The sequence below is a fragment of the Proteiniphilum acetatigenes DSM 18083 genome (assembly GCF_000380985.1).
In the GTDB taxonomy this organism is placed as follows: domain Bacteria; phylum Bacteroidota; class Bacteroidia; order Bacteroidales; family Dysgonomonadaceae; genus Proteiniphilum; species Proteiniphilum acetatigenes.
The window spans coordinates 406994-432769 of record NZ_KB905693.1; the positions used below are offsets into that span (position 1 = coordinate 406994).

Sequence of the window (25776 nt, forward strand, 5' to 3'; positions counted from 1 at the left end):
TTTGAGACGGAAAAAACTACATATCATCTTAATCCATAGGGCAGCCACGGTTGCTCTATGCCTTATATTCGTCGCTCCCCTCGCTGCACAGAAGGCTTCGGTGCAGGCGACGGTGCAACCTACTGAAATTATGATCGGCGAACAGGCACTGATCAATCTGAAAGTGATTACCCCGAAAGATAAGGTCATCCATTTTCCGGTGTATGAAAAGGAGATAGTCCCCGGTATTGAAGTAATTGCCATGCTACCGCCCGATACGCTTATCGAGAACAATGTGATGACACTTAACTTTAAGTATGTGATCACATCGTTCGATTCAACTTTATATCATGTGCCCCATATTCCGATTTTCGACGGAACGGATACTATTTACTCCAACTCATTCGGATTGAAGGTTACTTCTCCGGAACTCACCGATTCCACATTGGCTTATCTTGAAAAGATCAACAAGGGTGAGACCGATTCTATCGATTTCGAGCAATTGCAACTTAACGATATAAAATCGGTACGGAAAGCTCCTTTCGTATGGACGGATTATCTGTGGATACTATGGATTGTATTGGGTGTGATACTGATACTTGGTCTGATTGGTTTTATTATCTACCTTGTACTGAAGAAAAAGAAGAAAGGTTATTTCTTTAAACCACCGGAAGTGCTGCCGGCACATGTGCGTGCGCTCAATGAACTGGATAAACTCAAAGCCGAGAAAATATGGCAACAGGGTAGAGAGAAAGATTTTTACAGCAGGTTGACCGATGTTCTCCGTATCTATATCTATGAACGCGAGGGAATCAATGCAATGGAGATGACCTCGGGAGAGATACTGAATGAGATCCGGAAAGCGACGGATGTAGAATCGGTATATGAGAACCTAAAGCAGATATTATCGACTTCCGACCTTGTGAAATTTGCAAAATACAAACCCTATCCTGATGAAAACGATTTGAGTTTAGTAAATGCTTATTTCTTTGTGAACCAGACCAGGGAACCTGATCCTGTTGTAAAAGAAGAGGAGCCTGAAATGGAACGGGAGACGAGAAGAATGGGAGATGGGAAGAACCAGGAGAATAGTAATAAAAAAAGTAAGTAAGAATGGAATTTCTGCATCCTGAATATCTATATCTGTTGCTGCTGATTATCCCGCTGATCGTGTGGTATGTGCTGCGCCTGTCGAAGACACAGGCTTCATTCAAATTGGCTTCAACAAGCGCTTTTGGTGGAATGAAATCGGATCTCAGGGTCTATATGCGGCATCTTCCGTTTGCATTGCGGATGATCTCCATTGCACTGATCATCGTGGTGATAGCCCGTCCCCAATCGGTTAACAGTTGGGAAGAAACCGAGACACAAGGTATAGATATTGTGATGGCGCTCGATGTGTCGGGTTCCATGCTTGCGCAGGATTTGCAGCCCGATCGCTTGCAGGCAGCAAAGAAGGTAGCAGCTGAATTTATTACCGACCGTCCCAATGACAATATAGGATTAGTGATCTTTGCCGGCGAAAGTTTTACGCAATGCCCGCTTACTACCGATCATAAAGTATTATTGAACCTGCTCAACGAGATAGAGTTCGGAATGATAGAGGATGGTACGGCTATCGGACTAGGATTGGCTACTTCGGTGAACAGGCTGAAAGATAGCGGATCGGAGTCGCGCGTGGTGATCCTGCTTACCGATGGAACCAATAACAGTGGCCAGATCGCTCCGCTTACTGCTGCCGACCTGGCGCGTTCCTATGGTATTCGCGTTTATACAGTGGGTGTGGGAACCAAAGGGATGGCTCCCACACCTGTGAATACGCCATACGGAATCAGGATGCAGAATATGCAGGTGGACATCGACGAGAAGACACTGACTGAAATTGCCGCGATGACCGGGGGGCAATATTTCCGTGCGCAGGATACCGAAGGGCTCCGTCAGGTATATGATGAGATCGACGAGATGGAGAAGTACCTGATCAGTGTGCAGAATGTGACGCGCCGTAAGGAATTATTCCTCCCTTTCGCACTGGCTGCCTTGGGATTGATACTGTTGGAGTTGTTATTACGAAGGACGTGGTTGAGGAGCGTACCTTAATAAAATGCGATAGATATGTTTAGATTCGGAAATCCGGAATATTTATGGTTGTTCTTCGCCCTGCCCCTGTTGCTGGCGATATACATCTATCTGAACATCAGGAAGCGTAAGGATGTCCAAAAGCTGGGTAATCTTTCCACGCTTAAGATGATGATGCCTGAACTATCACTGAAACGTTCCTACCTGAAATTCTGGCTTATCTTCGCAACATTGTGTGTCGGCATCTTTATGATTGCCCGCCCGCAATTCGGTACAAAGGTGGAGACGGTTGAGAAAGAAGGGATTGAACTGGTGATTGCCATTGACGTATCCAATTCGATGCTGGCTGAAGATGTGTCGCCCAACAGACTGGCACGTGCCAAGCAGATACTGTCGAGATTGATTGACCTGCGCAGGAATGATAAGGTGGCACTGATCGTATTTGCAGGAGAGGCGTATGTACAAATGCCGCTGACGTCCGACACCCAGTCGGCAAAGATTTTCCTCAACACCATCGACCCGAGTCTTGTCCCGGTACAGGGTACAGCGATAGGACAGGCGATCAGCCTGGGGATGAGTTGTTTCTCGGGTGATCAGGAGATGAGTAAGGCCATGGTGATTATTACCGATGGTGAAGATCACGGCGGCAGTGCTGTGGAGATCGCTGCGGAAGCGGCCAAGGCAGGTGTGATGATCAATCTGGTGGGGATTGGTTCTCCCGACGGTTCGCCGATACCTGCTACTGAGTATGGGAGCAACTTTATGACCGATTCCGAAGGAAATGTAGTGGTTTCCCGCCTCAATGAGGAAATGGCGATGGAGATGGCGCAGAGCGGAGGAGGGTTTTATGTTCGTGCAGATAACTCGAACAGCGCTGTTCGCGCACTGGAAACACAGCTTGATGAGCTGGAAACAGGTAAAACTACCAGCCTCACCTATTCGGAGTATGATGAGAAATTTTCGGTACTCGCATGGATACTGTTAGTGATCCTGTTGCTGGAAATACTTGTATATGACAAGAAAAATCCACTGTTCAGGAATGTGAGGGTGTTTGAATAAAGTGGAACGGTGGAAAAGTGGAAAGGTTTGGGTAGTAATTTGAAGACCGAGAGACAGGGGCGAAAACGTTGACGTGATGATAAATTAATTAATTGGTAATTAGCAATTAGTAATTTTTAGTTTACAAAAAAAATCAAATGAAAGTATTCATTATAAGATATATCCTGTTTTTTCTGGTGGGGATGATGCTGCCTGTAGCTGTCTCCGCACAAAAAGATGTCCGGAAGAACATCCGCAAAGGGAATAAGGAGTACCGGCAGGAAAAATTCTCCGATGCGGTCAAATTCTACGAAAATGCGGTAGAAGAAAATGCTGCATCCAAAGAAGCGAATTTTAACCTGGGGAATGCTCTTTACCGGCAGAAAGAGTGGGATCAGGCTATTGAGAAGTACAATCATTATATCTCATTAGAACAGGAAAAACCGGAGGAAGCCTCTGCTGCATGGCACAATATAGGGAATGCGATGCTACAAAAGAAAGAGTTGCAAGGTTCGATGGAGGCCTATAAAATGGCATTACGGTTGAATCCACAGGATGATGAAGCCCGGTATAACCTGGCGGTAGTACAGAAGATGATTCAGGACGAGGAGGATCAGGGCGGCGGGGACCAGGATCAGCAGGAAGATCAGCAGGAGCAACAACAAGAACAGCAACAGCAGGAACAACAGCCGCAGCAGAATGAACAGGATAGGGAACAACGCGCAGAACAACCCGACCAGCCTGAGCAGATGTCACGTGACAATGCCCGACAATTGCTCCAGGCAATAGAACAGGATGAAAGAGAGACCCAGGAGAAGGTACAACAGATAAGGGCTAAGGAAAGAGAGGAACAAGCTGAAAATAACAGAAGGAACAATAAGAATTGGTGATTCTTTTAGAGCCAAGAATCAAGAACCAGGACTATTGTAAATGGAAAGTGAAAAATTTATTCTTGGACTTCTTAACTTCTGACTTCTCATTTCTCAATTCCAAGTTCTCATTTCTAAGGAATAAAATAACTCGTATGAGACACAGATATATACATATTCTTCTTTTCGCTGTGTTGCTTACCGGTGGCGGCAAGGCATTTGGACAGGTAACATTCAAGGCTTCTGCACCGGCGGCGGTGGTTGAGGGGGAACAGTTCAGGCTGAGTTTCATCTTGACGAATAATGTGGGGAAGGATCTTCGTATACCCGATCTTCCCGATTTCGATATTCTATTTGGCCCCACCACAACCACCAGCTCCAGCCAGCAGATAATAAACGGAAAAACCTCTTCCGAAAGTTCCGTTACCTATACTTATATCCTGATGGCGAAAAAAACGGGGAAATTTACCATTCCTCCTGCCTTTATCAAGGTGGACGGGAGTAATTACGAATCCAATTCCCTGCAAATAGAAGTGCTTCCTCCTGACGAGTCATCATCGCAGGGAGCTGCTCCGGGCAGCAACAGGAGTGGAGATCGTTCTTCCGGTGCAGGGACGGCCACTGTTTCAGCTAATGACGCCTTTATCAGGGCCATTGTTTCTAAGAACGATCCCTATGAGCAGGAGGGGTTTACCGTTACATTCCGACTTTATACCACATTGAACGTAGTCAATTTCGGAAAGATACAGTTCCCCGAATTCGAGGGTTTTATGGTGGAAGAGGTCGAGCTTCCGTCGAACCAGCAATTACAGTTGGAGAGATACAACGGAAGGAATTATTTCACGGCGGATCTTCGTAAGACATTGCTGTTCCCTCAACGGTCGGGACAGATATCCATTCCCCGCGGGAGCCTGGAGATGGTCTTTTCAGTCCCGTCGGGGAGGAGAGTCTCCACCTTCTTCGGTACCCAGGAGGTGATGGTGGATGTGAAAAAAGAGTTGGTTACAAATCCTTTATCGATCAACGTAAAACCTCTTCCTGCAAACCGGCCTTCCAGTTACGCCAATGCGGTAGGTGCCTTCACATTGAAATCCGGCATCAATTCCACGGAAGTAAAGGCCAATGAAGCGATCACCGTGACATTGGAGATATCGGGTACAGGAAATATGAAACTGATCCGGAATCCCGGAATAGAGTTTCCAAACAATTTCGAAGTATATGATCCTACGGTCACGAACTCATTGAATGTAACTACTAACGGGTTGACCGGGATCAGAAAGATAGAATATATGGCTATCCCGCGTTATGAAGGATCCTATACTATACCGGCCGTAGAATTTACCTATTTTGATCCAACGAAGAACAGGTATGAAACACTGTCCATGCCTGAGCAGAAGCTGCAGATAGCGAAAGGGGATCCGGGCAGCAGTGCGGTAAGCACCTTTGTAAACCGTCAGGATGTGAGGGTAGAGCAGGATATACGTTTCCTGAAGACAGGTGAACCGGCTTATCTTTCTGCAACCACCTTTTTGGTAGGCTCGTTGAACTACTGGTTATGGTACTTGATTCCGCTACTTATATTGATTGTGTTATATATAATTAACCGGAAGCAGGCGCGGGAAAATGCCAATGTAGCGTTGATGCGTACCCGGAAAGCGAATAAGACGGCTATCAAGAGATTAAAAACAGCGAACAAATATCTCAAAGAGCAGGATAAGGAGCACTTCTATAATGAAGTACTCCGTGCTATCTGGGGATATTTCAGCGATAAGCTTTCCATACCGTTGGCACGCCTTTCAAGAAACAATATCGAAGAAGAACTGTCGCGAAAAGGTATCAGTGAACAGTTGGCAGGCAGGTTTATTGAAATCCTGAATACCTGCGAATTTGCACGATATGCCCCTGCCGAAAGTAATGCTGAGATGGATCGGATTTATAACGACACGATGAAGGCGATCGAAGAGATGGAAAACAGACTACGGAAAGTGAAAAGGTGATTAGGTGGAACGGTGGTTAGGGAATATCCCAAATCTGAAATCCAATATCCCAAATTCTAGAAATATGATACGAAATATATTCAATTTCATTAGGCGTTTTGAGTCGCAAGCTCCTCGATTTTCAATTCTGCGTTTGGCAAAACAAATCAATTTTACTTTGTCTTCTTCCTTCGCACCTCACCAAAATACAAACAAGTTTGTATCGTTGGTTTCGGTTTGGCGTCAGTTGTTCTGCCCTTACTTAACGAAAACGTTGATTTTTATACTGATCCTTTGTTGTGGTGCGGAGATGGCAATAGGGCAGGAGATAGTTGGTGATACTCTCCCACAGACAGCCAATACAGCAGCAGTAACCCCATCTGCAGCGGTATCGGACGATGCACAGGAGGCTGCCGCCCAAGCGTACCGTGGCCAGGACTATAAGGAAAGTATAACGCTTTATGAAGAACTTATTGCACAGGGGATGGCTGAAGACAGGGTGTCAGCACAACTCTATTATAACCTTGGGAACGCTTATTTCCGCGATAATCAACTGGGAAAAGCGATCCTCTGTTACGAGAGGGCATTGCTTCTTGATCCGGGTGATGGTGATATCCGGCATAACCTCCGGTTTGCGCAGAACCGCACCGTAGATCGTATCGACACGGCTGCCGATCTCTTTCTTGCAAACTGGTTCAGAGGTGTCAGGAATGTGTTTAGTTCCAATCAATGGGCTGTCACAGGTATTATATTTTTTATCCTGTTTCTGGTTTGTGTAGCCGTTTATCTTTTTATTCGCCTGCTTTGGGCAAGGAAAACCGCCTTTTATGCCGGTATCGTGCTGTTCCTATTGATGATTACAGCAAATATTTTTGCTTTCAGTCAGAAGAGCGAGCGTACCCGTAGGGATTCCGCTATTGTGATGGTAGGGGCGGCCACAGTCAATACTTCGCCTGATACCAGTAGTAATCAACTTTTTGAATTGCATGAAGGAACGAAGGTGAAGATCAGAAACAGGGATGGCAACTGGTTTGAAATTCAGATTCCCGATGGCAGCGTAGGTTGGATACAGCAACAGGATGTGGAAGTTATTTAAAGGTGGAAAGGTGGAAAGGTGGAAAGGTGCCTGAGTGCCTTAGTGGATTTTTTAATGTGCCAATCCAACTTCTTACTTCTAAATTCTAATTTCTTAGTTCTAAATAATATGAAAGAATTTGTGGAGGGTTTACTCCCTTTGGAGCGCGATCTCTTTTTTACCATGAATGGCAGCGACTCGCTGTTTTTGGATAGTGTGATGTGGACAATCAGCGGTCGGTTTATCTGGATCCCGGTGTTCCTTTTTATCCTTTTTCTCTTTTTTTACCGTGTGCGCCGGAAGGAGGCAATTCTTGTCACCCTTTTTTTTATTCTTCTGTTTGTGGCAACAGATCAGATATCATCCTCGTTTTTTAAACCCTTTTTTGAGCGTTTTCGTCCTACCCATCATCCCGATTTCAGGGATATGGTAGATATTATGAATGGCTATAGAGGCGGTAGATACGGCTTTATTTCAGGACATGCTACCAACAGTTTCGGGCTGGCCGTGTTTCTCTCATTGGTATTCCGGAACCGCTTAGTGACGCTCAGTACATTGCTATGGGCCATGATCAACAGTTATACCCGGATCTACCTGGGAGTGCATTTTATTTCGGATATCCTGGCTGGAATGATTGTGGGTACACTTGTGGCATTTCTCTTATATGGTATTTATGCAGCGTTGAGAAAAGCCATTGTTCATCCTCCGTCATCCCGAAGACAGAGCGCTTATGGTAAGAAAGAGGGAACGATACTGGCCGCTTTTATCATTTTATATCTGGTCATAATTACTATTTTTAGCCCTTTTTTAGCAACTTTACCCCATTGAAGATGTTATAAGAATAGAGACTAAACATTTTCGTAAAGATTTTGATACAAAAAATTTGGTTTCTCTGTTTTTTTGTGTATGTTTATGGCATAAATAGATTACCAAAATGTATTATTAATATAAAAAATAAAAAGCCATGGCAAGAACAATCACTTTTAACGAGTTAAGAGAGCTGAAAGACAAACTCCCTGACGGTAGTATCCACCGGATAGCCGAGGAATTGGATATGAAACCCGAAACCGTGAGGAATTATTTTGGTGGATACAATTACAAGGAAGGCAGAAGTGTGGGAATACATATTGAACCAGGCCCCAATGGCGGCATTGTGGTGCTTGATGATACTACGATCTTCGATAAGGCACTGAGTATTCTCGGCCTTAAGGATTATCCTGAGCCCAATCCGGTGCAAAACGAAGTGGAGTAATAACAAACACTGGCATTGGAGAAAACTGTTCCTTCAATGCCCCAAAAATGATAATAGTATGGGAAAGGATAAAAAAAACAGCAGTTCATACGACGAAAAGCTGGTTACCGTTGCCATCCATACGTATGAGAAAGCGCATATATTAAAATCGATCCTTGAATCAGAGGGAATTCCGGCGGTCATACACGGTATAAAGTTGATTGATCCGGTAGTACCTGGAAATGTCCGTGTACGGATCAATGAGAGTGATCTTCCCAGAGCCCTACAAATCATTGAAGAGGTGGATTTTACCTCAAATATGGAGGAGAAAGATCAGAATAAAACAAAGAAAGAGATTCTCATTCCGGTCGATTTTTCCGATTATTCCCTGGTTGCATGTGAATTCGGATTTCGTTTGGCACGTGATCTGGATTGTAAAGTAAAATTACTCCATGCTTTCTTTACTCCTTTTTATCCTGCATCTGTTCCTTTTGGAGATACTTTTACCTTGCAGACGACAGATAAAGATCTGTTTCAGGATGTGAGAAACAGGACGGAAAGAGAGATGCAGAGTCTGGTAGAGAAGGTTGAGAACAGAATTGCTTCCGGATCAATACCGGAGGTGTCTTACAAGACCGCTCTGGTGGAAGGTTTGCCTGAAGAGGAGATTATCACCTATTCTAAAAAGATGCGTCCGACTGCTATCGTAATGGGTACAAGAGGAAAAAATGCCAAGGAATTGGATCTTATTGGAAGTGTAACCGCTGAAGTGATGGAAGGATGTAAGACGCCTGTTTTCGCTATTCCGGAAGGAGCTAAGATAAGGAGTCTTTCGGAAATGAAGACTATTGTTTTTCTTACCAACTTCCAGGAGCGTGAGTTTAAGGCGTTCGATATCATGATGAAGTTCCTGAGGCCTTATCCGGTAAAAGTCTATCTGGCGCATATTGCCAAGAAGGAAGACGTGTGGAACGAAATCAAGCTGTCAGGCGTACAGAAACGTTTTTCTGACCTCTATCCGCACCTGCAGATCGAGTATAGATTGATCGACCAGAACGAGGGATTGGAAGTGGCACTTGATAAATTTGCAGATGCACACAATGTTGATATGATATCCTTGTCGAGTTCGCGGCGTAATATTTTTGCAAGGATATTCAATCCCGGAATCGCAAGGCGGATGATATTCCATTCCGATACACCATTATTGGTGATAAAGGGGATGTAGGCCCCTTTGCTAAATAGATAAAAATTAGGACCGGAGAACGGATAAAGCAAGACTCTTTTCCATTTTTCGGTTCTTTTTTATATTTCCCTATCATTCCCCGGTTTTTATGAATATGATTTATCATCGTTTCAAAATAGGTGGGGCAAGGGGTGCTTTGGATGTTAAGCTCCGAGCCCGGGGCGATGATACTGATACAGGTTCGTATTTATCATAAGCATAGAAAGTATCATAATCGAATCCTACTCCATTAATTGACATTATGCGCCTGACAATGGCTTCACGTGAGGGAGCATTAAAATAAGGCGAGTTGTCGTTCATGCAACTGTTCTCTTCCGGCCGCCACACGCCCTTCCCGTATAAAGCACCTCCTTCGTAGAGTCCGACCATATCATAACCGGTTTTCCCGAAATAGTGTTTCCAGTGTACCTCATCGCGGTTGTCGGTTGTGGACAGGTTTGCCCCGAAATTCCAGGCGTCACCCTGCCTGAATTGGTCGAGTGTCTGGATTTCATTAACAGGAAAACTCTGGTTCGTATAATAAATATATTCGTCCATCAACCGCCCGAAACCATGCCCGGAACCCTCGTGATATACTATTTCTTCATAAGTATCTCCCATCGGGCATAACGCGATGGATCTGCCATCCAGATACATTATTGTTGTTCCCGCATATACTTCCAGATTGATGATTACAACAATTGTAGTTTTCGTTAGTTCGCTTTCCGTCATGCCCGCTACTTTGAGGGCATATTCAAACACAGTGTCTTCATCGCAATCTATCCCCGTACTTGTCCCTCCTTCCAGAATGCTGCTGAATACAGTGTTTTTGGTTTGCCTTTTCGGACCCTGTGGACCGGAGAAATCGCGTTGTACGGTGGCTCCCCTCTCTTCGGAATAAGCAACCACTTTATACACGCTGAAATATTCCCTATAGGAAGGGAATGGTTCCACGCTAAAAAAAGCTTCTATCGCTCTTTCCGCCGCTTCATCAAAAGCTCCTCCCGGGTAATAATCATCTTTAATAAAACCATCACCTACAATTACGAGGTTTACCGCCCTGCTTGCTTTTGTGGCGGAAAAAGTCTGGTGAGAAATCACATCCCCGTCGGAATAGAGGAGTGACCCTTGTGAAATAGTGATAGCTCCTGATAAAGAACCGGCCGATACCGAGATAATTGTACTGCGATCTTGGTCGGAATAATTTTCACTTACTTCAATAGTGACAGAGCCTTTCCCGTTGCCTTCCAATTTGTCTGTCGTCACCCATGAGTCTGTGACTGTAATATTCCAACTGACATTTGAAGAAATTGTGAAGGTAAATTTTCCTCCTTCTCCCTGAAAATGAAACTCATTGGCAGATAAAGACAGAAAACTATCCTCACCTTTGTCGCAAGAAAAAAAGATAAGGCTGAATGCCAGAAGCATAGCAATTTTCCATCCCTTTAAAGGGAGTAATCGTAACTCAATCGTCGACATAAATTATTGATATTATGTTATACCTTTCAAAGAAAAATAAAATAACCAGATATCGGAAATAAAATCTACGGATGGCTTATTTTTCCCGACAGAAACATAATATATTCCGGGTTTGAATCCAAAATTTATCATAAAAGGATTTATATCGGGATAAGTGTTAGAATTGAAATTGGTGTTGTACAAGTATCTATCATTGACAGAATCTCTTTCATCGGTGAATTACATACATTCATCGATGAAACTTTAGTACTAACTTCGATAAAACTCAACGTATCTTCCGTTTCCAGGAGTTGTGACATATGTAAATAGGTATGGTCTATATCTACCGGTTCACTCAGGAACTGTACATTATCTGCCTGATAAGTTTGCCCTTCTAAATTTATTGAGGTAATTCCATATTCATCATACGAGCTATAGCCCATAATTTTAAATATACCAGGATTCATTGTATTCATGGGCATAAGCGACTATCGCAAGGGGGGGAGTTGTCGTACAAGAAGAATAGCTGAGCATCCATTATTGGTGATAAAGGGGATGTAAACCAAAGAGGGTTCTTCGTGCGCGAAGAACCCTCTTTGGAATTTATCTTATATCCTTTTATATCAGAGACCCAGTTTTGTTTTTACCTGTGGTGTAATATCTACGGCCGAAGGGGTAAAATAAACGATGGGTGATTGCATAGAGGAGATGTCATAGACAAACGCATAGTTGTTTTCATCTCCTACAGCTTTAATAGCATCAAAAATCTTTCTATTTATAGGTTCAAGCAGTTTCTGTTGCAATTGACTCAACTCCTGCTGCCCATTCTGCATATAAGTCTGGTATCTCTCCTCCAACTGGATTATTTGTTTTTGCTGGTCTTGTTTTCCTGCATCAGATACAGCCGGGCTCTTCTCAAACTCTTCCAGTTTCTTTGAGTATTCATCTTGCAACGCCTGGATATTTTTTCTAATCTCATCCTGCTTGGTAGAAAGTTGAGTCTCAATGCCGGAGAGTTCGGGCATGGCTGCAAAAATCTCCTGCACATTTACTGTGGCGATTTTCACTTCTTGGGCCATGGCTGCCAATGGAGCCAAAGCAATACACAAAATCAATAATTTCTTTAACATGATTACTATTTCTATTTTTTAGTTGGTAATTCGATAAAAAATCGGCTACAAAGTTAATCTATTTATTTTAATAACCTAATCTTGAGAGCACCTGATCACTGATATCAATGCTGGGAGAAGCAAAAATGATCGAAGTAGCGGAAGCCCTGTCTACCACGATAGTATAGCCCGATTCGGTGGAAACCGCTTTAACAGCTTCATAGATATCATCCTGTATGGGCTTGATAAGTTCTTCCTGCTTTTTGAATAACTCACCCTGAGGCCCGAAATATTTATTTCTGAGTTCCTGGATAGCATTCTCTTTTGCCACAATTTCGTTTTCCCGTTTGGTTTTTTCATTTCCTGCCAGGAACGCTAAATCAGCCTGATACTTTTTATACATTGCATCAACAGTTTCTACCTCTTTGTCTACTTCACTCTGCCACTGATTTGAGAATGACTCGAGTTGTTTATTGGCGCTTTCATAGGCGGGAATCCTTTTCAGTATGTACTCCATATCTATCAGGGCATACCTCTGCTGAGCATAGGTGCTCCCAACTGCTAACGCCATGAATATCCCTATTAAAAAAAGTATTTTCTTCATATAATTTTATTTTTTGCTATATACGTTATACAAATCGGTTGTTATTTGCTTCACGTTATTCGTTTGCTTCGCTCTCATTGTTCAGCTACGCTGTTGTTTCCCGCTTTGCAGGATTTTATTATCAAATAATTATTGAATCACAACTGAATCACAATTGAATATGAACAACTACCGAATATAAAGACGCTCTGATAGGTGAAACGTTTACAGGTATCTTGATAAATTATGTTAAACCCTGTCGTGTCAGTTTGAATTTCTCCCGGAACGACAAGCTTCTCAGTAATTTTACTCCTCAGTTTTTCAGATAGTTGATTAGAATTCCTGTCCGATAATAAAGTGGAATTGACTACCACCTCTCTCTCTTGTCCCACGCCCGTATACTGTGTCGAACCCATATGCCCAGTCGATTCCCATCAATCCGATCATTGGTAGGAAGATACGTGCTCCCACACCCGCAGAGCGTTTCAGATCGAAAGGATTGATGTCTTTTACTTGCCACCATGCATTTCCCGCTTCGAGGAATGCTACTCCATAGATAGTGGAGTTGGGTTCCAGAATAAACGGATAGCGTAATTCCAGTCCAAGACGTGTATAGGCACGGGCCTGCTGTGCAATCGAGTTATTTTCATATCCACGCAACGCTATATTTTCGGTAGCGAAGGTCGTGGTATAACCCGTCATTCCGTCACCTCCCACATCGAATGTTTCAAAAGGAGTCTGTTTATTTTTGTTGTAGTGCCCCAATACTCCGAACTCAACCCTGGTAGCCATTACCGGTGTTCTTTTGACGGTCAACGGAGTCAGCGGTGTGAAAGTGCGTACTTTCAATTTCCATTTGTGATATTCGTTCCATCTGTATTTTGCCGGGTTGGTGTCAGCCATATCGGCATAGTTGTTGCCATCCCACAACGAGAAAGGAGGGGTAGCACTGACGCTTAAAGTGAATTGAGAGCCGACACGTGTGTAGATAGGGCTGTCGGTAGAGGTGCGCGAGAGTGTCAAGCCGAGTGTAACGCTGTTGCTATTCCCTGTCTGGAAAGGAAAATAGTTATACCTCCAGTTTTTCAAACTGTACAGTTGGTAGCCTAACTCTGCCATAAATTGAAAATAATCGTCGGGCCATTCGAGCCTTTTTCCGTATCCCAGGGAAGCTCCCACCATATTGAATACCTGATTCGGGTCGTAGCTGTATTCCATTGCATCCTGGTAATATCCACTACCATAGCCACCATAACCTCCGTAACCGTAGTAGGGGTATCCATACATATAGGGATTGTTGTAGAGGTTCTGGCTGTAATAGCGTTCGCTCATTCCTGTCATCCTTGAATAATAGACATTGAATGAAAGATGATTGGGCCTTTTCCCACCAAACCAGGGTTCAATAAACTGAAACTGGTAGGATTGATAATAACGTCCGTTGGTCTGTGCACTCAACACCAGTGTCTGTCCCTCTCCCTGAGGAATGATACCTCTGTGCATAGAGGGGTTCAACAGATTTTGCAGCGAGAAGTTATTCAGACGTAAGCTGAGTTTTCCTACCAGTCCTGTTACACCCCATCCGGCTGAAAATTCGATCTGGTCGTTCCCCTTTGAAGTTAAGGGATAAGTAATATCCACGGTGCCGTCCTCAGGATTAGGATTGATCCCCCCTGAGATGTCGGCCGAGAGGGCTTCGGGATCGAAGTGTCCTGTCTGTGCGATCTCACGTACAGAACGAAGGAGGTCTTCTTTACTGAATACGGCACCCGGTTTTGTCCTCAACTCACGACGGATGATATCTTCATAGAGGCGGTCGTTCCCCTGGATGATCACCCGCTTGATCGTTGCTTTGGGGCCTTCTATCACGCGGAGTTCGAGGTCTACCGAATCGTTTTCGATATTGATCTCTACCGGGTCTATATTGGAGAACAAATAACCGTTATTCTGGTAGAGGTTGACTGCTGCATCTTCATCGGAGATCAGCCTTTCCTGTAGTTTCTTCTGGTTATAGACATCTCCTGGAGACATATTGAGCAGTTGTTCCAGTTGAGAAGAGGGATAATGAGTATTTCCCACCCAATTGATGGAGCGGATATGGTACAGCGGCCCTTCTTCCAGTACGATATCTATGTTTACCGTTTTTTCGTCATGTTTGTAAACCGAGTCACTGATGATCTCTGCATCACGGTATCCCTCTTCGTGATATTTCCCGATGAGATTGTTCTTGTCTTCCTTATAGAGGTCTTCCACAAACTTTTTGGAACGGAAGAGGTTGATCAGTTTTCCCTTCTCGTTGGTTTTCTTCATTGCCCATTTCAATTTGCGGTCTGAAAGCGCTTCGTTCCCCGTAATATTGATTCTGCTTACCTTCAGCTTCTCCTTTTTATCGACCTCAATTTCCAATATTACCTGGTTTTTTTGTGCGGGATCAGGACGTTGCATAATTCTCACTTCCGCATCACCAAACCCTTTTTCCGAGAAGAAGCTTTTAATGATCATCTCCGCACGGGATATCTGCGGTGGAGTGATCTGGTTTCCTTTGACAACACCTAATTTTTTCTCAATATCTTCCTGTTCACTCTTCCTCATACCGATATAGCGGATATCACTTACCCGCGGTCGGTCGGTCAGGCGTATCTCCAGCCAGACACTGTCACCCTCTATCCTGGTCTGTAATATTTTTATATCTGAAAAGAGCCCATGCCGCCAGAATTTTTTGACGACATTGGATAGTTCATCACCGGGGATTTGTATCTGCTGTCCTTTGGACAACCCGGAAAAACCTACGAGGGTAAACTTCTGGTCTTCATACATGGTACCTTCCACACCTGTAACGTCGATATCGGCTATGTAGTATTTTTTTTGGGTAGCCGTATAGTTTACGGTGGGTGGACCCGGAGTAGACGAGGGAATGGTGTCATTGGTTTGTGCCATTGACACAAACTGCGACAGCATGATAAATAACAGAAGTAAATAAGATATTCTCTTCAACATTGTGATATTTTTCTTTTCTCTGACTCTCTTGTTCAGTGGAGAACTGTTATTGTTCACTCTCTATTTGTTCACTGGTTTTGCCGTATCTTCTTTCCCGTCTCTGGTATTCGATAATTGCTTCGTATAAAGCATCTTCCCCAAAATCGGGCCAGAAAGTGCCGGTAAAATAAAATTCTGCATAGGCACATTGCCACAACAAAAAATTGCTTATCCGTTGTTCGCCTCCGGTTCTTATCAGCAGGTCGGGATCAGGGATATCGCGGGTAGTAAGATAACTGTTGAATGTTTCTTCATCAATATCCCCTTCCTGTAAAACTCCTTTTACTACGTCTGCGGCTATCTTTTTAGCAGCCGTAGTAAGTTCCCATTTAGATGAGTAACTTAAAGCAAGCACTAAAGTAAGTCCTGTTCCTCCTGCCGTTTCTCTGATACATTCTTCCAGTGCAGTACGGGCATATTCAGGAAGACGCTCCATATCTCCGATAGAGCGGATCCTGACTCCATTCTTTTTCAGATCGGCGGTTTCTCTGGAGACGGCATACACCATCAAATCCATCAATCCCTTCACCTCTTCGGTAGGACGCCTCCAGTTTTCTGTGGAGAAGGCATAGAGCGTAAGATACTGTACCGACGCTTTCGATGCAGCCTCCACTACTCTTCTTATTGCACTCACTCCTTCTCTATGTCCTTCGCCTCGCTCCAATCCTCTGGTTTTTGCCCATCGACCGTTGCCATCCATTATTATGGCAATGTGGGCAGGAAGGCGGTTTTTGTCTATCTTGTCAATCAATGACATCTTCTTTATGTCTGAATTGTTAATTCCCGTGACAGGGATCTTCACGCATGCTGAATTCCCATGTCAGAAAAATTATTGTGAATGAATACCAGTCCCTGTTCTTAAGGAAGCTGCTTTTAATGCCGTAAGGACTGTCCAGATTCCATCCGGTGGTTTTTTCAGTAACATCAAAATCGTCACCAAACAGTTTTCGCATTGAAAACTCAATGCCGATATTCATTCTGTTTTTTAATTTATACTTAAATCCCATTCCGAAAGGGATATTTGCACCAGTAAAAGTTTTATCCCCTGTTGCATAAGTGACGCCTACCCCTGTAAACAGGTAAGGAGTATAGGGTTTTGTCCCGAGATATGCATACTTATCGCTATACGGAAAAAAATTAAACTCTACCTGTGTGCCCAGCTCAGCCAGCGTACGTTGAAAAGAGGCCTGCTGTGCAAACGGAAAAATGTTGTCCGAGTTGTCACTTTTCCCTGAGACATTAGCTACAAATATATCGCTCTTGATACTCCAGAGAAAATTGATGTTGTACCGGAACAAAAGTCCCCCGCTTATTCCGGGATGGAGGTAGAATTTGGTCCTATTGGCATCGCCCATATAAAATGAAGTGCCCGCAGCGCCTCCTATCTCGTACTTGTATTCCTGAGCGCAGATATTTGTGATAGGTACCATCAAAAAGAGACCCGTTATAAAAAGTGAGACAACGACAGATCTTTCAATTTTCATACTGTTGAGTATTATTGTCTCAACTCTAACGCAAATTTAGCGCATAAATTGTTCAGGACAAGGCTTGTTTTACCCGTAAAAGTGGCTTTTCCTGTCAATTCTGGGCAAACTTATTGAGCCTGCCTTTCCAGATATCCACAAGGGGGGTATTGGATGAAGATATTCCGCCGAATATCCATATATTGTTGTTCGCATCGGTAACGACAGAAGTATAAGTCCTTCCTGTAAAGTCGGCTGGTAAAGACTGGTTTTCTCCTGCTGTAATCCAATCTACACCATAATTCTCTGAATACATCAATAGATTTTTTCCGGTTGATGTTGCAATCAGGTAGGGCTTGTCGTCATAGAAAAAGAGGCTGCTTCCTTTCAATACACCTTCTGCCGGCCTTTTTGACGTGATATATTTAATAACCCCTCCGTCTTCCTGTAACAGCCAGATATCGTTATTGGAGGTGTCACCGGTTGTCGTTCCGCCAGACAGGAAGATAAATTTGCTGGCATAAGAGGTATTGCTTTCTACTTTTATCGATGAAAAATCCGTTACCGGTATATTGGCTGGTGTATCGTTCATCAGAACTATATCCGAGAGATTGTTGTTTGCCCGGGCAAACTTGATTTTTTCGTCGTGACTTACCGCCAGCAAAATATTACCGGGAGTTGTGGAGGGTAATTCGCCGTAAAGCGCTTTCACCTCATACTCTGTTTGTATCGAACTCCAGTCGGCGCCGTTGGTTGATCGATAAACAGAACCTGTAGCCGCGTCGAGGGCATAGATGATGTCTCCGGACGTGATAAGCGATGAAAGACGAAGAGTGTGGGGTATGCCGGACAGGTTGACCGTTCCCCACTGTGGGGTCTCGGAAATGGGGGTTGACACTGCTTTAATCTCTTCTCCCGACCGGTAATAGGTGTAAAACCGGTTTTGGTACACGATTGTCTTTTGGATTTCTATCGGAGGAGTGAGATAATTTTCCCCGATTTTCTCCCAGGTGAGAATGTATGGATCTTCCTGATATATATTTAGCTGAAAATCATAACTTTTTGTAGTGATACCATCGGGAGCTGTGGTTCTGATATTACGTAATCTGGGTATAGCAATGGAATCGGACATATTCCATGTGTATGTACTGTCCGGCTCGAGGGTGACTTCTATTTTCGCGAACGCTAAGCTGGTTGATCCGGTGATCCTTAGCATTGCACTGTCCACGTGAAACCCGTAAGGCATTGACTCCCTGTTGAATATTTTCCCATTTACCTGATCGATAGTAAAAGCAACTCCGGGTAAGAGTTCGGTAGTATCGGTTGTGGAGGAGAGGGAGATAGCATATATTTGCGGATCAGTAGGATATTCCATATTGTTGTCGGATGAATTTAAGCAGGAGGAAAGCAACAATAGGTTCACGATAAGTGCCGATGTCCCAAGGAAATATTTAGATATCATTTGTTTCAAAAATATTGTACACCACAGTTATTTAGGATATGCAAAAGTAGAAAGATTTTTCTCTTTAACCATATTAAAATGAATATTTAATGAAAATTTCGAGTTATTTTACTCTTTAAATGAAATTGTACTGAGCCCGGGTAATTTCTGAAAGCGGCGACATCTCCCTGTATGATCGGTGCTTTCACCCCAGAATGGAGAGCTTTTTCGGCTATTTCAACATATGCTTCATCCCACATATTTTTTTCGATGAAAGAAGCCAGTAATTGAGCACCTCCCTCTATCAACAGGGAGTATATTTTTTCCTCGTACAACCGGTCTGATATCTGTTTGCAGATGTCTCCCGAGAAGTCTATTTCTATATATTTTATATAGCTGTTTTTTGCTGTGTGGGGAGGAGCAGATGCTGTGAAAACGATGGTAGGAGCTGTTCCGTCAAAAAGGGATGCATCGGCGGGGATTTTATTTTGCCTGTCGATAACCACTCTCGTGGGGTCATTGCCGAACCATTTTCTTGCCGTTAATTGTGGATTGTCCAGGAGAGCAGTGTTTGTACCTACCATGATCCCTTGTACCTGTGTGCGAAATTTATGTACGATAGTGTGTGTCATCGTATTGGATATAATAACCGGAGTATTTCCGTCGCCCGGTGTGCGAAGGTAATCTATGAAGCCGTCGCTGCTTTGTGCCCATTTTAAAATGATATAAGGTCTGTTGTAGAGCTGATTTACGAAGAAAATTCTGTTCAGTTCACGGGCCTCTTTTTCCAGCATTCCTACTACTACTTCAATACCGCTCTCCCTCATCATTGCAATACCTTTTCCTGAGACTTTCGGATTGGGATCACCCGTAGCCACCACCACTCGCGGTATCTTCCTGGTAATGATCAACTCAGCACAGGGAGGCGTTTTGCCATGATGTGCACAGGGTTCGAGTGATACATAAAGGGTCGATTCGGATAGTAACGAACTGTCTCTTACGGAAGCAATGGCATTCACCTCCGCATGTGCTTCGCCATATTGCCGGTGAAACCCTTCCCCGATTATTCGGCCGTTATGTACCACTACGGCGCCTACCAGAGGGTTTGGCTTTGTAGAGCCTTCACCCTTGCGGGCAAGCTGAAGGCATCTTTCCATAAACAGCGGATTTAATTCCATTTTTTTGTTATCTTTACACATCGTTATGCAACACTCAGTTCAACATATCCTACAGGAATTGGAGGGTCTCTATTCCAAATCTGAGATATCCGTTCTTACGCAACTTATCCTTGAAGAAGTATGCGGAAACTCTTTCAGAGGCATAACGACAGACAAAATTAAACATTTATCCGGTTCGGAACGCTGGAAAGCGGAAGATATTGTCCGTAGACTGAAAAGAGGGGAGCCAATACAGTATATATTGGAGAAGACAGAGTTTTACGGAATGCCTTTTGTCGTTAGCCCCGATGTGCTTATCCCTCGCCCTGAAACTGAGGAGCTTGTGGAATGGATCCTTGCCGGAAACCGACCGGCAGGTTGCTCTGTATTGGATATCGGAACCGGTAGCGGATGTATTGCGGTGACGCTGGCGAAGAAAATGTATGGTGCTGATGTATATGCGTGGGATATATCGAAAGGTGCATTGAAGGTCGCATCAGAAAATGCATTCCTGAACTGCGTAAACGTGCGGTTTTCGTTGCGGGATATTTTTCAGCCGGTTGATACTGCTCCTTTCTTTGACGTGATAGTGAGTAATCCCCCTTATGTGACCGAGTCGGAAAAGACGACTATGGAGGCAACCGTTCTCGGTTTTGAACCGCATGGAGCGCTTTTTGTTCCTGATACCCATGCTTTGATTTTTTATGAGCGGATTGCCGAGGTAGCACTTGCCTTATTACAGAGTGAAGGGGAGTTGTACTTCGAGATCAACCGGGAGAAAGGCTTGGAAGTATGCAATATACTCCGGAGCAAAGGTTTTGGGTCGATAGAATTAAGAAAAGATATTTCAGGAAATGATAGGATGGTGCGTGCTGTAAAACCGGAAGGTCATGGATAAGAAAGGAAGGATCATTACCGAAGAAGCGGCTTATGCAAGGATGGCGCGGGTCTGCTCACAAAAGGAGTGCGCTCCTTTCGATATAGCCCGGAAGCTGAGGAGGATGGAGTTGCCGGAGTTGCTGGTAGATAAGATCATCGACCGGCTGAAGAAAGAGAAGTACCTTGATGAGAGACGGTTTATCCGCAGCTATATACATGATAAACTCTATTTCAATAAGTGGGGAAAAAGAAAGATTATACTCTTTCTGAAGCAGAAACAGTTGCCTCAGGGGTTGATTGAAGAGGTGTTTTCGGAACTTCCCGGTGAATCGTTCGGTGAATCGTTAAAGCCGATACTCGAGAAAAAATGGAAGAGTGTGAAAGGGAAGTCAGACTACGAAAAACGGGGTAAATTGATCCGGTATGCGTTGGGTAAGGGCTTTTCTTTGGAGGAAGTGATGGCTTGTATGGAAAAAATGAAGATAGGAGAAGTCTTTGATGAAACGGAATGAGTGGTTACATCAACTGATACACCTTTTCTATCCGAATGTATGTGTTGTTTGTGGTAGCGAATTGTTACCCGGAGAAGAAGGAGCCTGTCTGCAATGCCTGTATAAGTTGCCGAAGACTCATAACTTCAGGGAACCCGACAACGATGCTGAAAAACTGATGGCGGGGCGAATACCTTTCGAACGGATTGCCTCTTATTGTGTCTATACCAAGGGAGGAACCCTGTCACCTTTAATCCATCATTTGAAATACCGTCACAAGGAGAGTATAGGTCTGTTATTGGGCAGGATGTTTGGTAAAGACCTGATGGGTAGTGAATTTCTTAATTCGGTCGACTTGATCGTGCCCGTGCCGCTCCATCCTAAAAGAGAGAAAATGAGGGGATACAATCAGGCTGAGATAATTGCCAGGGGTCTTTCAGAAGCCATAGGCCTGCCTGTCTCCAAAGGTAATCTGATTCGCGTGGTTTACAATCCTACACAGACCAAACGTACCAAAACGCAGCGCTGGGAGAATGTGAAAGATATTTTCAAAGTAGCTGATCCGCTGCTGTTCGAGCAGAAACACCTGTTACTGGTAGATGATGTGATCACTACAGGATCTACACTGGAAGCCTGTGGAATGGCTTTGCAGGCGTGTAAGGATGTGAAAATCAGTATTGCTACTCTCGGGGAGGTTTTTTAATCCTATTTTTTTCAGAAATTGCACCTGAATAATTTTGAAAAAGCGTACTTTTGTGATTAATCTGCAAAAAAGGTGACAAAAAATAAATTAATCGTATGAACACGCTACAGAAATTAACAGCCGAAAAGCTTCTTAGAATTAAAGCCATTAAACTACAGCCATCTAACCCGTTTACATGGGCCTCAGGTTGGAAATCACCCATATATTGTGACAACCGGAAACTGATGTCTTATCCGGCTATACGTAATTTTGTGAAAGTAGAATTTGCCCGTCTTGTTCTCGAGAAATATCCGCAGGCTGACGCTGTTGCAGGGGTTGCCACGGGCGCTATTGCCCCCGGTGTGCTGGTAGCCGACCTGCTCGGATTACCTTTTGTGTATGTCCGCTCTGCACCGAAAGACCACGGACTTGAAAATATGATCGAGGGTGACCTGCGTCCGAAACAGAAGGTGATCGTGATCGAAGACCTGGTTTCTACCGGAGGTAGCAGCCTGAAAGCAGTGGAAGCCATCCGTAATAACGGTTCGGATGTACTTGGCATGCTGGCGGTGTTTACCTACGGATTTCCATATGCCGAGAAACGGATGCATGATGCACGGGTGGAACTGACCACGCTTTGCAATTACGATGCGATACTGGATGAGGCACTGGCAACCGATTATATCGACGAGTCGGAGTTGCAGACATTACAGGACTGGCGCAAAGACCCTGAAAACTGGGGACAACCCGCAAAAAAGACTAAGAAATGACCGAATTTACCAGTGAGGTAAGAACCATTCCGCACAATGATGCTGATGTGTTCCGTGTGCTTTCCGATTTCCGGAAACTCGAGTTGGTAAAGGATAAGATCCCCGAAGATAAACTCAAAGATTTCTCGTTTGACCAGGACAGTGTCTCCTTCCGGGTGGATCCGGTAGGGAAGGTGACTTTCCATGTGTTGGAGCGTGAACCCAACAAACTGGTGAAGTTCAAGTCGGACAGGCTGCCTTTTGATCTTTTCCTGTGGATACAACTGGTTTCCAAAGCAGAAAAAGATACCCGCTTGCGAATGACGGTAAAGGCTGACCTGAACCCTTTTATAAGGGGGATGGTCGAGAAACCGATGAAGGAAGCGGTAGATAAAATATCCGATATGCTGGCGCAGTTGCCCTACGACCAGATATGACCTTGTTTGTTGTATAGGGAATCGGATCGTCAGTATTTCCATTTCAATTCCACTATGGTGCAATTTTGGGTAATAAGGTCATTCATCGTTTGATCACCTGCAGATATTTCAATTCCACTATGGTGCAATTTTGGGGCAGTATAAAGATTCTTAGCGAGTGTCGGTATTATATTATTTCAATTCCACTATGGTGCAATTTTGGGAATATTTGCGAGGTGAAGATTATACCTTCGACAAAATTTCAATTCCACTATGGTGCAATTTTGGGACGGCATTAATCAACCCTAAACAGGTTGTTGCGCTATTTCAATTCCACTATGGTGCAATTTTGGGTCTTGCTTGTTTTAAGCCCGTTTAAGAGATTGTATATTTCAATTCCACTATGGTGCAATTTTGGGGAAGACTTGCAGAGCAAACTCGTTAAGCTTCAATTATTTCAATTCCACTATGGTGCAATTTTGGGTATGCAATGGCTTTGTGTATGTTGATGACGTTAAGACATTTCAATTCCACTATGGTGCAATTTTGGGAGCGAGAATGAAAAAGCAATCAACGAATTTTTCAATTTCAATTCCACTATGGTGCAATTTTGGGTCGGCTTATGGTGTTGGCGATGGTGGAGGTGGGGGATTTCAATTCCACTATGGTGCAATTTTGGGGGAACTTTATTCTTATCAACAAAGAACTCGTCAGCATAATTTCAATTCCACTATGGTGCAATTTTGGGGTTTGTATTTCATTTACATGTTACTGTTTGCTATATATTTCAATTCCACTATGGTGCAATTTTGGGCTCAATTATCAGGTCTCTCTCCTCGATTGACTTCCTTATTTCAATTCCACTATGGTGCAATTTTGGGATTCATTTTTTGGATAACAGACCCGTCATTAAGTTATTTCAATTCCACTATGGTGCAATTTTGGGGTTTATAAACGAGGTTCTGCATTATGACGAGAGAGATTTCAATTCCACTATGGTGCAATTTTGGGACCAATGAGGACCATAATACCATCCCAATAAAAAATTTCAATTCCACTATGGTGCAATTTTGGGTATGCCTAAAGTTGAAATAAGTAAGTCCATTTCTTCTTATTTCAATTCCACTATGGTGCAATTTTGGGCGCATCAGGTGACAAGCCTATCTGGGTGTATTGCAAATTTCAATTCCACTATGGTGCAATTTTGGGAACCAATGAGGACCATAATACCATCCCAATAAAAAATTTCAATTCCACTATGGTGCAATTTTGGGAAGCAAAAATCACTTGATTCAATAAACAACATGCTATTTCAATTCCACTATGGTGCAATTTTGGGCCTTACCTGAACAAGCAGGAGGATGCACTTAATAAGATTTCAATTCCACTATGGTGCAATTTTGGGACAATTGCGAGAAGTTTCGGTCAACCCATCCGAATTATTTCAATTCCACTATGGTGCAATTTTGGGAAAATTATTTTTACACTCAAAAACACCGAAAAACCGATTTCAATTCCACTATGGTGCAATTTTGGGATCGCAATCTGTGAAGTCGTCAAAGTCCAGCGTTATTTCAATTCCACTATGGTGCAATTTTGGGTACAGTAGAGTTAGACGACTTCTATCTTGATGAAGAAGATTTCAATTCCACTATGGTGCAATTTTGGGTATATCGGCATATTTTTTATATCCTATCTTTAATATTTCAATTCCACTATGGTGCAATTTTGGGAAACATCAAAGAGAAATTGCACCTGCAAAAAATAAATTTCAATTCCACTATGGTGCAATTTTGGGCTTTCACGTCATCATGATCACTCAAATCAATTATTATTTCAATTCCACTATGGTGCAATTTTGGGATAGATATCAATCTTGTTATCATGAAGTATTTTCATTTCAATTCCACTATGGTGCAATTTTGGGAATGGTACATCGTAAATAAGTTGAGCCTTGAAAATATTTCAATTCCACTATGGTGCAATTTTGGGTCATCCTGATTATGTGAAAGATGTGAACGATATGCATTTCAATTCCACTATGGTGCAATTTTGGGAAGATGGGTATTTTTTTATTTATCAGACTATCAAATTTCAATTCCACTATGGTGCAATTTTGGGCTGGGATGCCCTCGATCTAAAAATAGGTGATGAGATTTCAATTCCACTATGGTGCAATTTTGGGTTTTGCGAGTTTTTAATAAAGTCTTATGCTTTCAACATTTCAATTCCACTATGGTGCAATTTTGGGAAACATCCTTGCTTTCTGTCTCACAACGTGTTGCAACAAATTTCAATTCCACTATGGTGCAATTTTGGGGTATGGGATGTTTCCTCGATGAAGACTTTTGATGGATTTCAATTCCACTATGGTGCAATTTTGGGACATCTGACATACATGCCATGCAATTCCAGTTCCATTTCAATTCCACTATGGTGCAATTTTGGGGTGGCCGACCCGAGCGAAAAACAGTACCTGCAAAACTTGATTTCAATTCCACTATGGTGCAATTTTGGGTAAATCTGCATTCCCGACTCCATATTTTTCGGATATTTCAATTCCACTATGGTGCAATTTTGGGCCGGAAGTCATACAAAGATTTGTCTATTTGAAACGCTATTTCAATTCCACTATGGTGCAATTTTGGGCATTGTTTTGAAAGATAGTGTTTTGACATATAAATTATTTCAATTCCACTATGGTGCAATTTTGGGTATGTACAATTCGCAAAACCAAAAGGTTCTTTCAAATTTCAATTCCACTATGGTGCAATTTTGGGCTCACCTCGATGATCCAACTTGGTAAGTATAAAAAATTTCAATTCCACTATGGTGCAATTTTGGGAGGC

The 25776-nt window shown here is 43.3% G+C and carries 23 protein-coding genes and 1 CRISPR repeat array; of the genes, 14 read left to right on the forward strand and 9 right to left on the reverse strand.

What is annotated here, in order from left to right; translation table 11 throughout:
* Window position 1: 1 nt before the first annotated feature.
* The 9 genes from F597_RS0103670 (at window position 2) to F597_RS0103710 (ending at window position 9469) form a co-directional block, all read left to right on the forward strand.
* Window positions 2-1090 (forward strand): hypothetical protein, encoded by a 1089-nt coding sequence (locus tag F597_RS0103670; protein WP_019538361.1) that lies wholly within the window; start codon window positions 2-4, stop codon window positions 1088-1090.
* A 2-nt stretch (window positions 1091-1092) separates the two neighbouring features.
* Window positions 1093-2076 (forward strand): vWA domain-containing protein, encoded by a 984-nt coding sequence (locus F597_RS0103675; RefSeq protein WP_019538362.1) that lies wholly within the window; start codon window positions 1093-1095, stop codon window positions 2074-2076.
* A 15-nt stretch (window positions 2077-2091) separates the two neighbouring features.
* Window positions 2092-3114, forward strand: coding sequence for a VWA domain-containing protein (locus tag F597_RS0103680; protein ID WP_019538363.1), 1023 nt, complete (start codon window positions 2092-2094; stop codon window positions 3112-3114).
* 137 nt (window positions 3115-3251) lie between these two features.
* Complete coding sequence (locus tag F597_RS0103685) at window positions 3252-3983, forward strand: tetratricopeptide repeat protein (RefSeq protein WP_019538364.1); 732 nt, start codon at window positions 3252-3254, stop codon at window positions 3981-3983.
* Between the two features lie 134 nt (window positions 3984-4117).
* On the forward strand, window positions 4118-5959 hold the full coding sequence (locus F597_RS0103690; protein WP_019538365.1) for a BatD family protein: 1842 nt from the start codon (window positions 4118-4120) through the stop codon (window positions 5957-5959).
* 253 nt (window positions 5960-6212) lie between these two features.
* Window positions 6213-7034, forward strand: a complete 822-nt coding sequence (locus tag F597_RS20075) for an SH3 domain-containing protein (RefSeq protein WP_019538366.1) — start codon at window positions 6213-6215, stop codon at window positions 7032-7034.
* 108 nt (window positions 7035-7142) lie between these two features.
* Window positions 7143-7841: a phosphatase PAP2 family protein gene (locus tag F597_RS0103700; protein ID WP_019538367.1), complete on the forward strand. Its 699-nt coding sequence runs from the start codon at window positions 7143-7145 to the stop codon at window positions 7839-7841.
* Between the two features lie 136 nt (window positions 7842-7977).
* On the forward strand, window positions 7978-8265 hold the full coding sequence (locus F597_RS0103705) for a hypothetical protein (protein WP_019538368.1): 288 nt from the start codon (window positions 7978-7980) through the stop codon (window positions 8263-8265).
* Between the two features lie 58 nt (window positions 8266-8323).
* Complete coding sequence (locus F597_RS0103710) at window positions 8324-9469, forward strand: universal stress protein (RefSeq protein ID WP_019538369.1); 1146 nt, start codon at window positions 8324-8326, stop codon at window positions 9467-9469.
* A gap of 120 nt (window positions 9470-9589) precedes the next feature.
* Here the strand turns inward: F597_RS0103710 and F597_RS0103715 are convergent, their stop codons facing one another.
* From F597_RS0103715 to ribD, 9 genes are all read right to left on the reverse strand, one after another.
* Window positions 9590-10945 carry a M64 family metallopeptidase gene (locus F597_RS0103715; protein WP_026327088.1) on the reverse strand — a complete coding sequence of 452 codons (1356 nt, stop codon included), beginning with the start codon at window positions 10943-10945 and terminating at the stop codon, window positions 9590-9592.
* Window positions 10946-11085: 140 nt separating this feature from the next.
* Window positions 11086-11367: a hypothetical protein gene (locus F597_RS22280; protein ID WP_139224110.1), complete on the reverse strand. Its 282-nt coding sequence runs from the start codon at window positions 11365-11367 to the stop codon at window positions 11086-11088.
* Between the two features lie 180 nt (window positions 11368-11547).
* On the reverse strand, window positions 11548-12054 hold the full coding sequence (locus tag F597_RS0103725; protein ID WP_019538372.1) for an OmpH/Skp family outer membrane protein: 507 nt from the start codon (window positions 12052-12054) through the stop codon (window positions 11548-11550).
* Window positions 12055-12121: 67 nt separating this feature from the next.
* Entirely contained in the window at window positions 12122-12637 is a 516-nt protein-coding gene (locus F597_RS0103730) for an OmpH/Skp family outer membrane protein (RefSeq protein WP_019538373.1), read from the reverse strand.
* A gap of 312 nt (window positions 12638-12949) precedes the next feature.
* A complete protein-coding gene (locus tag F597_RS0103735) occupies window positions 12950-15610 on the reverse strand; it encodes a BamA/OMP85 family outer membrane protein (RefSeq protein WP_019538374.1) in 2661 nt (886 codons plus the stop codon).
* 46 nt (window positions 15611-15656) lie between these two features.
* Window positions 15657-16406: an undecaprenyl pyrophosphate synthase gene (locus F597_RS0103740; RefSeq protein ID WP_019538375.1), complete on the reverse strand. Its 750-nt coding sequence runs from the start codon at window positions 16404-16406 to the stop codon at window positions 15657-15659.
* A gap of 19 nt (window positions 16407-16425) precedes the next feature.
* The gene (porG, locus tag F597_RS0103745; protein ID WP_019538376.1) at window positions 16426-17133 is read right to left on the reverse strand and encodes a type IX secretion system protein PorG; all 708 of its coding nucleotides are present in this window, start codon (window positions 17131-17133) and stop codon (window positions 16426-16428) included.
* A gap of 94 nt (window positions 17134-17227) precedes the next feature.
* The gene (locus F597_RS0103750) at window positions 17228-18574 is read right to left on the reverse strand and encodes a DUF6242 domain-containing protein (protein ID WP_019538377.1); all 1347 of its coding nucleotides are present in this window, start codon (window positions 18572-18574) and stop codon (window positions 17228-17230) included.
* Between the two features lie 86 nt (window positions 18575-18660).
* A complete protein-coding gene (gene ribD, locus F597_RS0103755; RefSeq protein WP_019538378.1) occupies window positions 18661-19731 on the reverse strand; it encodes a bifunctional diaminohydroxyphosphoribosylaminopyrimidine deaminase/5-amino-6-(5-phosphoribosylamino)uracil reductase RibD in 1071 nt (356 codons plus the stop codon).
* Between the two features lie 25 nt (window positions 19732-19756).
* Between ribD and prmC the strand changes: the two genes are divergently transcribed.
* The 5 genes from prmC to F597_RS0103780 all read left to right on the forward strand — a co-directional run bounded on the left by prmC (window position 19757) and on the right by F597_RS0103780 (window position 22948).
* Entirely contained in the window at window positions 19757-20608 is an 852-nt protein-coding gene (gene prmC / locus F597_RS0103760) for a peptide chain release factor N(5)-glutamine methyltransferase (protein WP_026327089.1), read from the forward strand.
* Window positions 20601-21101 (forward strand): regulatory protein RecX, encoded by a 501-nt coding sequence (locus tag F597_RS0103765; protein ID WP_019538380.1) that lies wholly within the window; start codon window positions 20601-20603, stop codon window positions 21099-21101. Before prmC ends, F597_RS0103765 begins: the two co-directional genes overlap by 8 nt.
* Window positions 21088-21783, forward strand: a complete 696-nt coding sequence (locus tag F597_RS0103770; protein ID WP_019538381.1) for a ComF family protein — start codon at window positions 21088-21090, stop codon at window positions 21781-21783. Before F597_RS0103765 ends, F597_RS0103770 begins: the two co-directional genes overlap by 14 nt.
* A 95-nt stretch (window positions 21784-21878) precedes the next feature.
* Window positions 21879-22532: an orotate phosphoribosyltransferase gene (pyrE, locus tag F597_RS0103775; RefSeq protein WP_019538382.1), complete on the forward strand. Its 654-nt coding sequence runs from the start codon at window positions 21879-21881 to the stop codon at window positions 22530-22532.
* Complete coding sequence (locus tag F597_RS0103780; protein ID WP_019538383.1) at window positions 22529-22948, forward strand: SRPBCC family protein; 420 nt, start codon at window positions 22529-22531, stop codon at window positions 22946-22948. Before pyrE ends, F597_RS0103780 begins: the two co-directional genes overlap by 4 nt.
* Window positions 22949-22988: 40 nt before the next feature.
* Window positions 22989-25772: direct repeats of the CRISPR family, unit length 30 nt; unit sequence ATTTCAATTCCACTATGGTGCAATTTTGGG.
* The last annotated feature ends 4 nt before the right edge of the window (window positions 25773-25776 follow it).

What these genes read in the sequence shown, in the direction of transcription:
- F597_RS0103675 (WP_019538362.1), top strand. Translation starts at nt 1,093, where the DNA reads ATGGAATTTCTGCATCCTGAATATCTATATCTGTTGCTGCTGATTATC.
- F597_RS0103680 (WP_019538363.1), top strand. Translation starts at nt 2,092, where the DNA reads ATGTTTAGATTCGGAAATCCGGAATATTTATGGTTGTTCTTCGCCCTG.
- F597_RS0103685 (WP_019538364.1), top strand. Translation starts at nt 3,252, where the DNA reads ATGAAAGTATTCATTATAAGATATATCCTGTTTTTTCTGGTGGGGATG.
- F597_RS0103690 (WP_019538365.1), top strand. Translation starts at nt 4,118, where the DNA reads ATGAGACACAGATATATACATATTCTTCTTTTCGCTGTGTTGCTTACC.
- F597_RS0103700 (WP_019538367.1), top strand. Translation starts at nt 7,143, where the DNA reads ATGAAAGAATTTGTGGAGGGTTTACTCCCTTTGGAGCGCGATCTCTTT.
- F597_RS0103705 (WP_019538368.1), top strand. Translation starts at nt 7,978, where the DNA reads ATGGCAAGAACAATCACTTTTAACGAGTTAAGAGAGCTGAAAGACAAA.
- F597_RS0103710 (WP_019538369.1), top strand. Translation starts at nt 8,324, where the DNA reads ATGGGAAAGGATAAAAAAAACAGCAGTTCATACGACGAAAAGCTGGTT.
- F597_RS0103715 (WP_026327088.1), bottom strand. Translation starts at nt 10,945, where the DNA reads ATGTCGACGATTGAGTTACGATTACTCCCTTTAAAGGGATGGAAAATT.
- F597_RS22280 (WP_139224110.1), bottom strand. Translation starts at nt 11,367, where the DNA reads ATGGGCTATAGCTCGTATGATGAATATGGAATTACCTCAATAAATTTA.
- F597_RS0103725 (WP_019538372.1), bottom strand. Translation starts at nt 12,054, where the DNA reads ATGTTAAAGAAATTATTGATTTTGTGTATTGCTTTGGCTCCATTGGCA.
- F597_RS0103730 (WP_019538373.1), bottom strand. Translation starts at nt 12,637, where the DNA reads ATGAAGAAAATACTTTTTTTAATAGGGATATTCATGGCGTTAGCAGTT.
- F597_RS0103735 (WP_019538374.1), bottom strand. Translation starts at nt 15,610, where the DNA reads ATGTTGAAGAGAATATCTTATTTACTTCTGTTATTTATCATGCTGTCG.
- F597_RS0103740 (WP_019538375.1), bottom strand. Translation starts at nt 16,406, where the DNA reads ATGTCATTGATTGACAAGATAGACAAAAACCGCCTTCCTGCCCACATT.
- porG (WP_019538376.1), bottom strand. Translation starts at nt 17,133, where the DNA reads ATGAAAATTGAAAGATCTGTCGTTGTCTCACTTTTTATAACGGGTCTC.
- F597_RS0103750 (WP_019538377.1), bottom strand. Translation starts at nt 18,574, where the DNA reads ATGATATCTAAATATTTCCTTGGGACATCGGCACTTATCGTGAACCTA.
- ribD (WP_019538378.1), bottom strand. Translation starts at nt 19,731, where the DNA reads ATGGAATTAAATCCGCTGTTTATGGAAAGATGCCTTCAGCTTGCCCGC.
- prmC (WP_026327089.1), top strand. Translation starts at nt 19,757, where the DNA reads ATGCAACACTCAGTTCAACATATCCTACAGGAATTGGAGGGTCTCTAT.
- F597_RS0103765 (WP_019538380.1), top strand. Translation starts at nt 20,601, where the DNA reads ATGGATAAGAAAGGAAGGATCATTACCGAAGAAGCGGCTTATGCAAGG.
- F597_RS0103770 (WP_019538381.1), top strand. Translation starts at nt 21,088, where the DNA reads ATGAAACGGAATGAGTGGTTACATCAACTGATACACCTTTTCTATCCG.
- pyrE (WP_019538382.1), top strand. Translation starts at nt 21,879, where the DNA reads ATGAACACGCTACAGAAATTAACAGCCGAAAAGCTTCTTAGAATTAAA.
- F597_RS0103780 (WP_019538383.1), top strand. Translation starts at nt 22,529, where the DNA reads ATGACCGAATTTACCAGTGAGGTAAGAACCATTCCGCACAATGATGCT.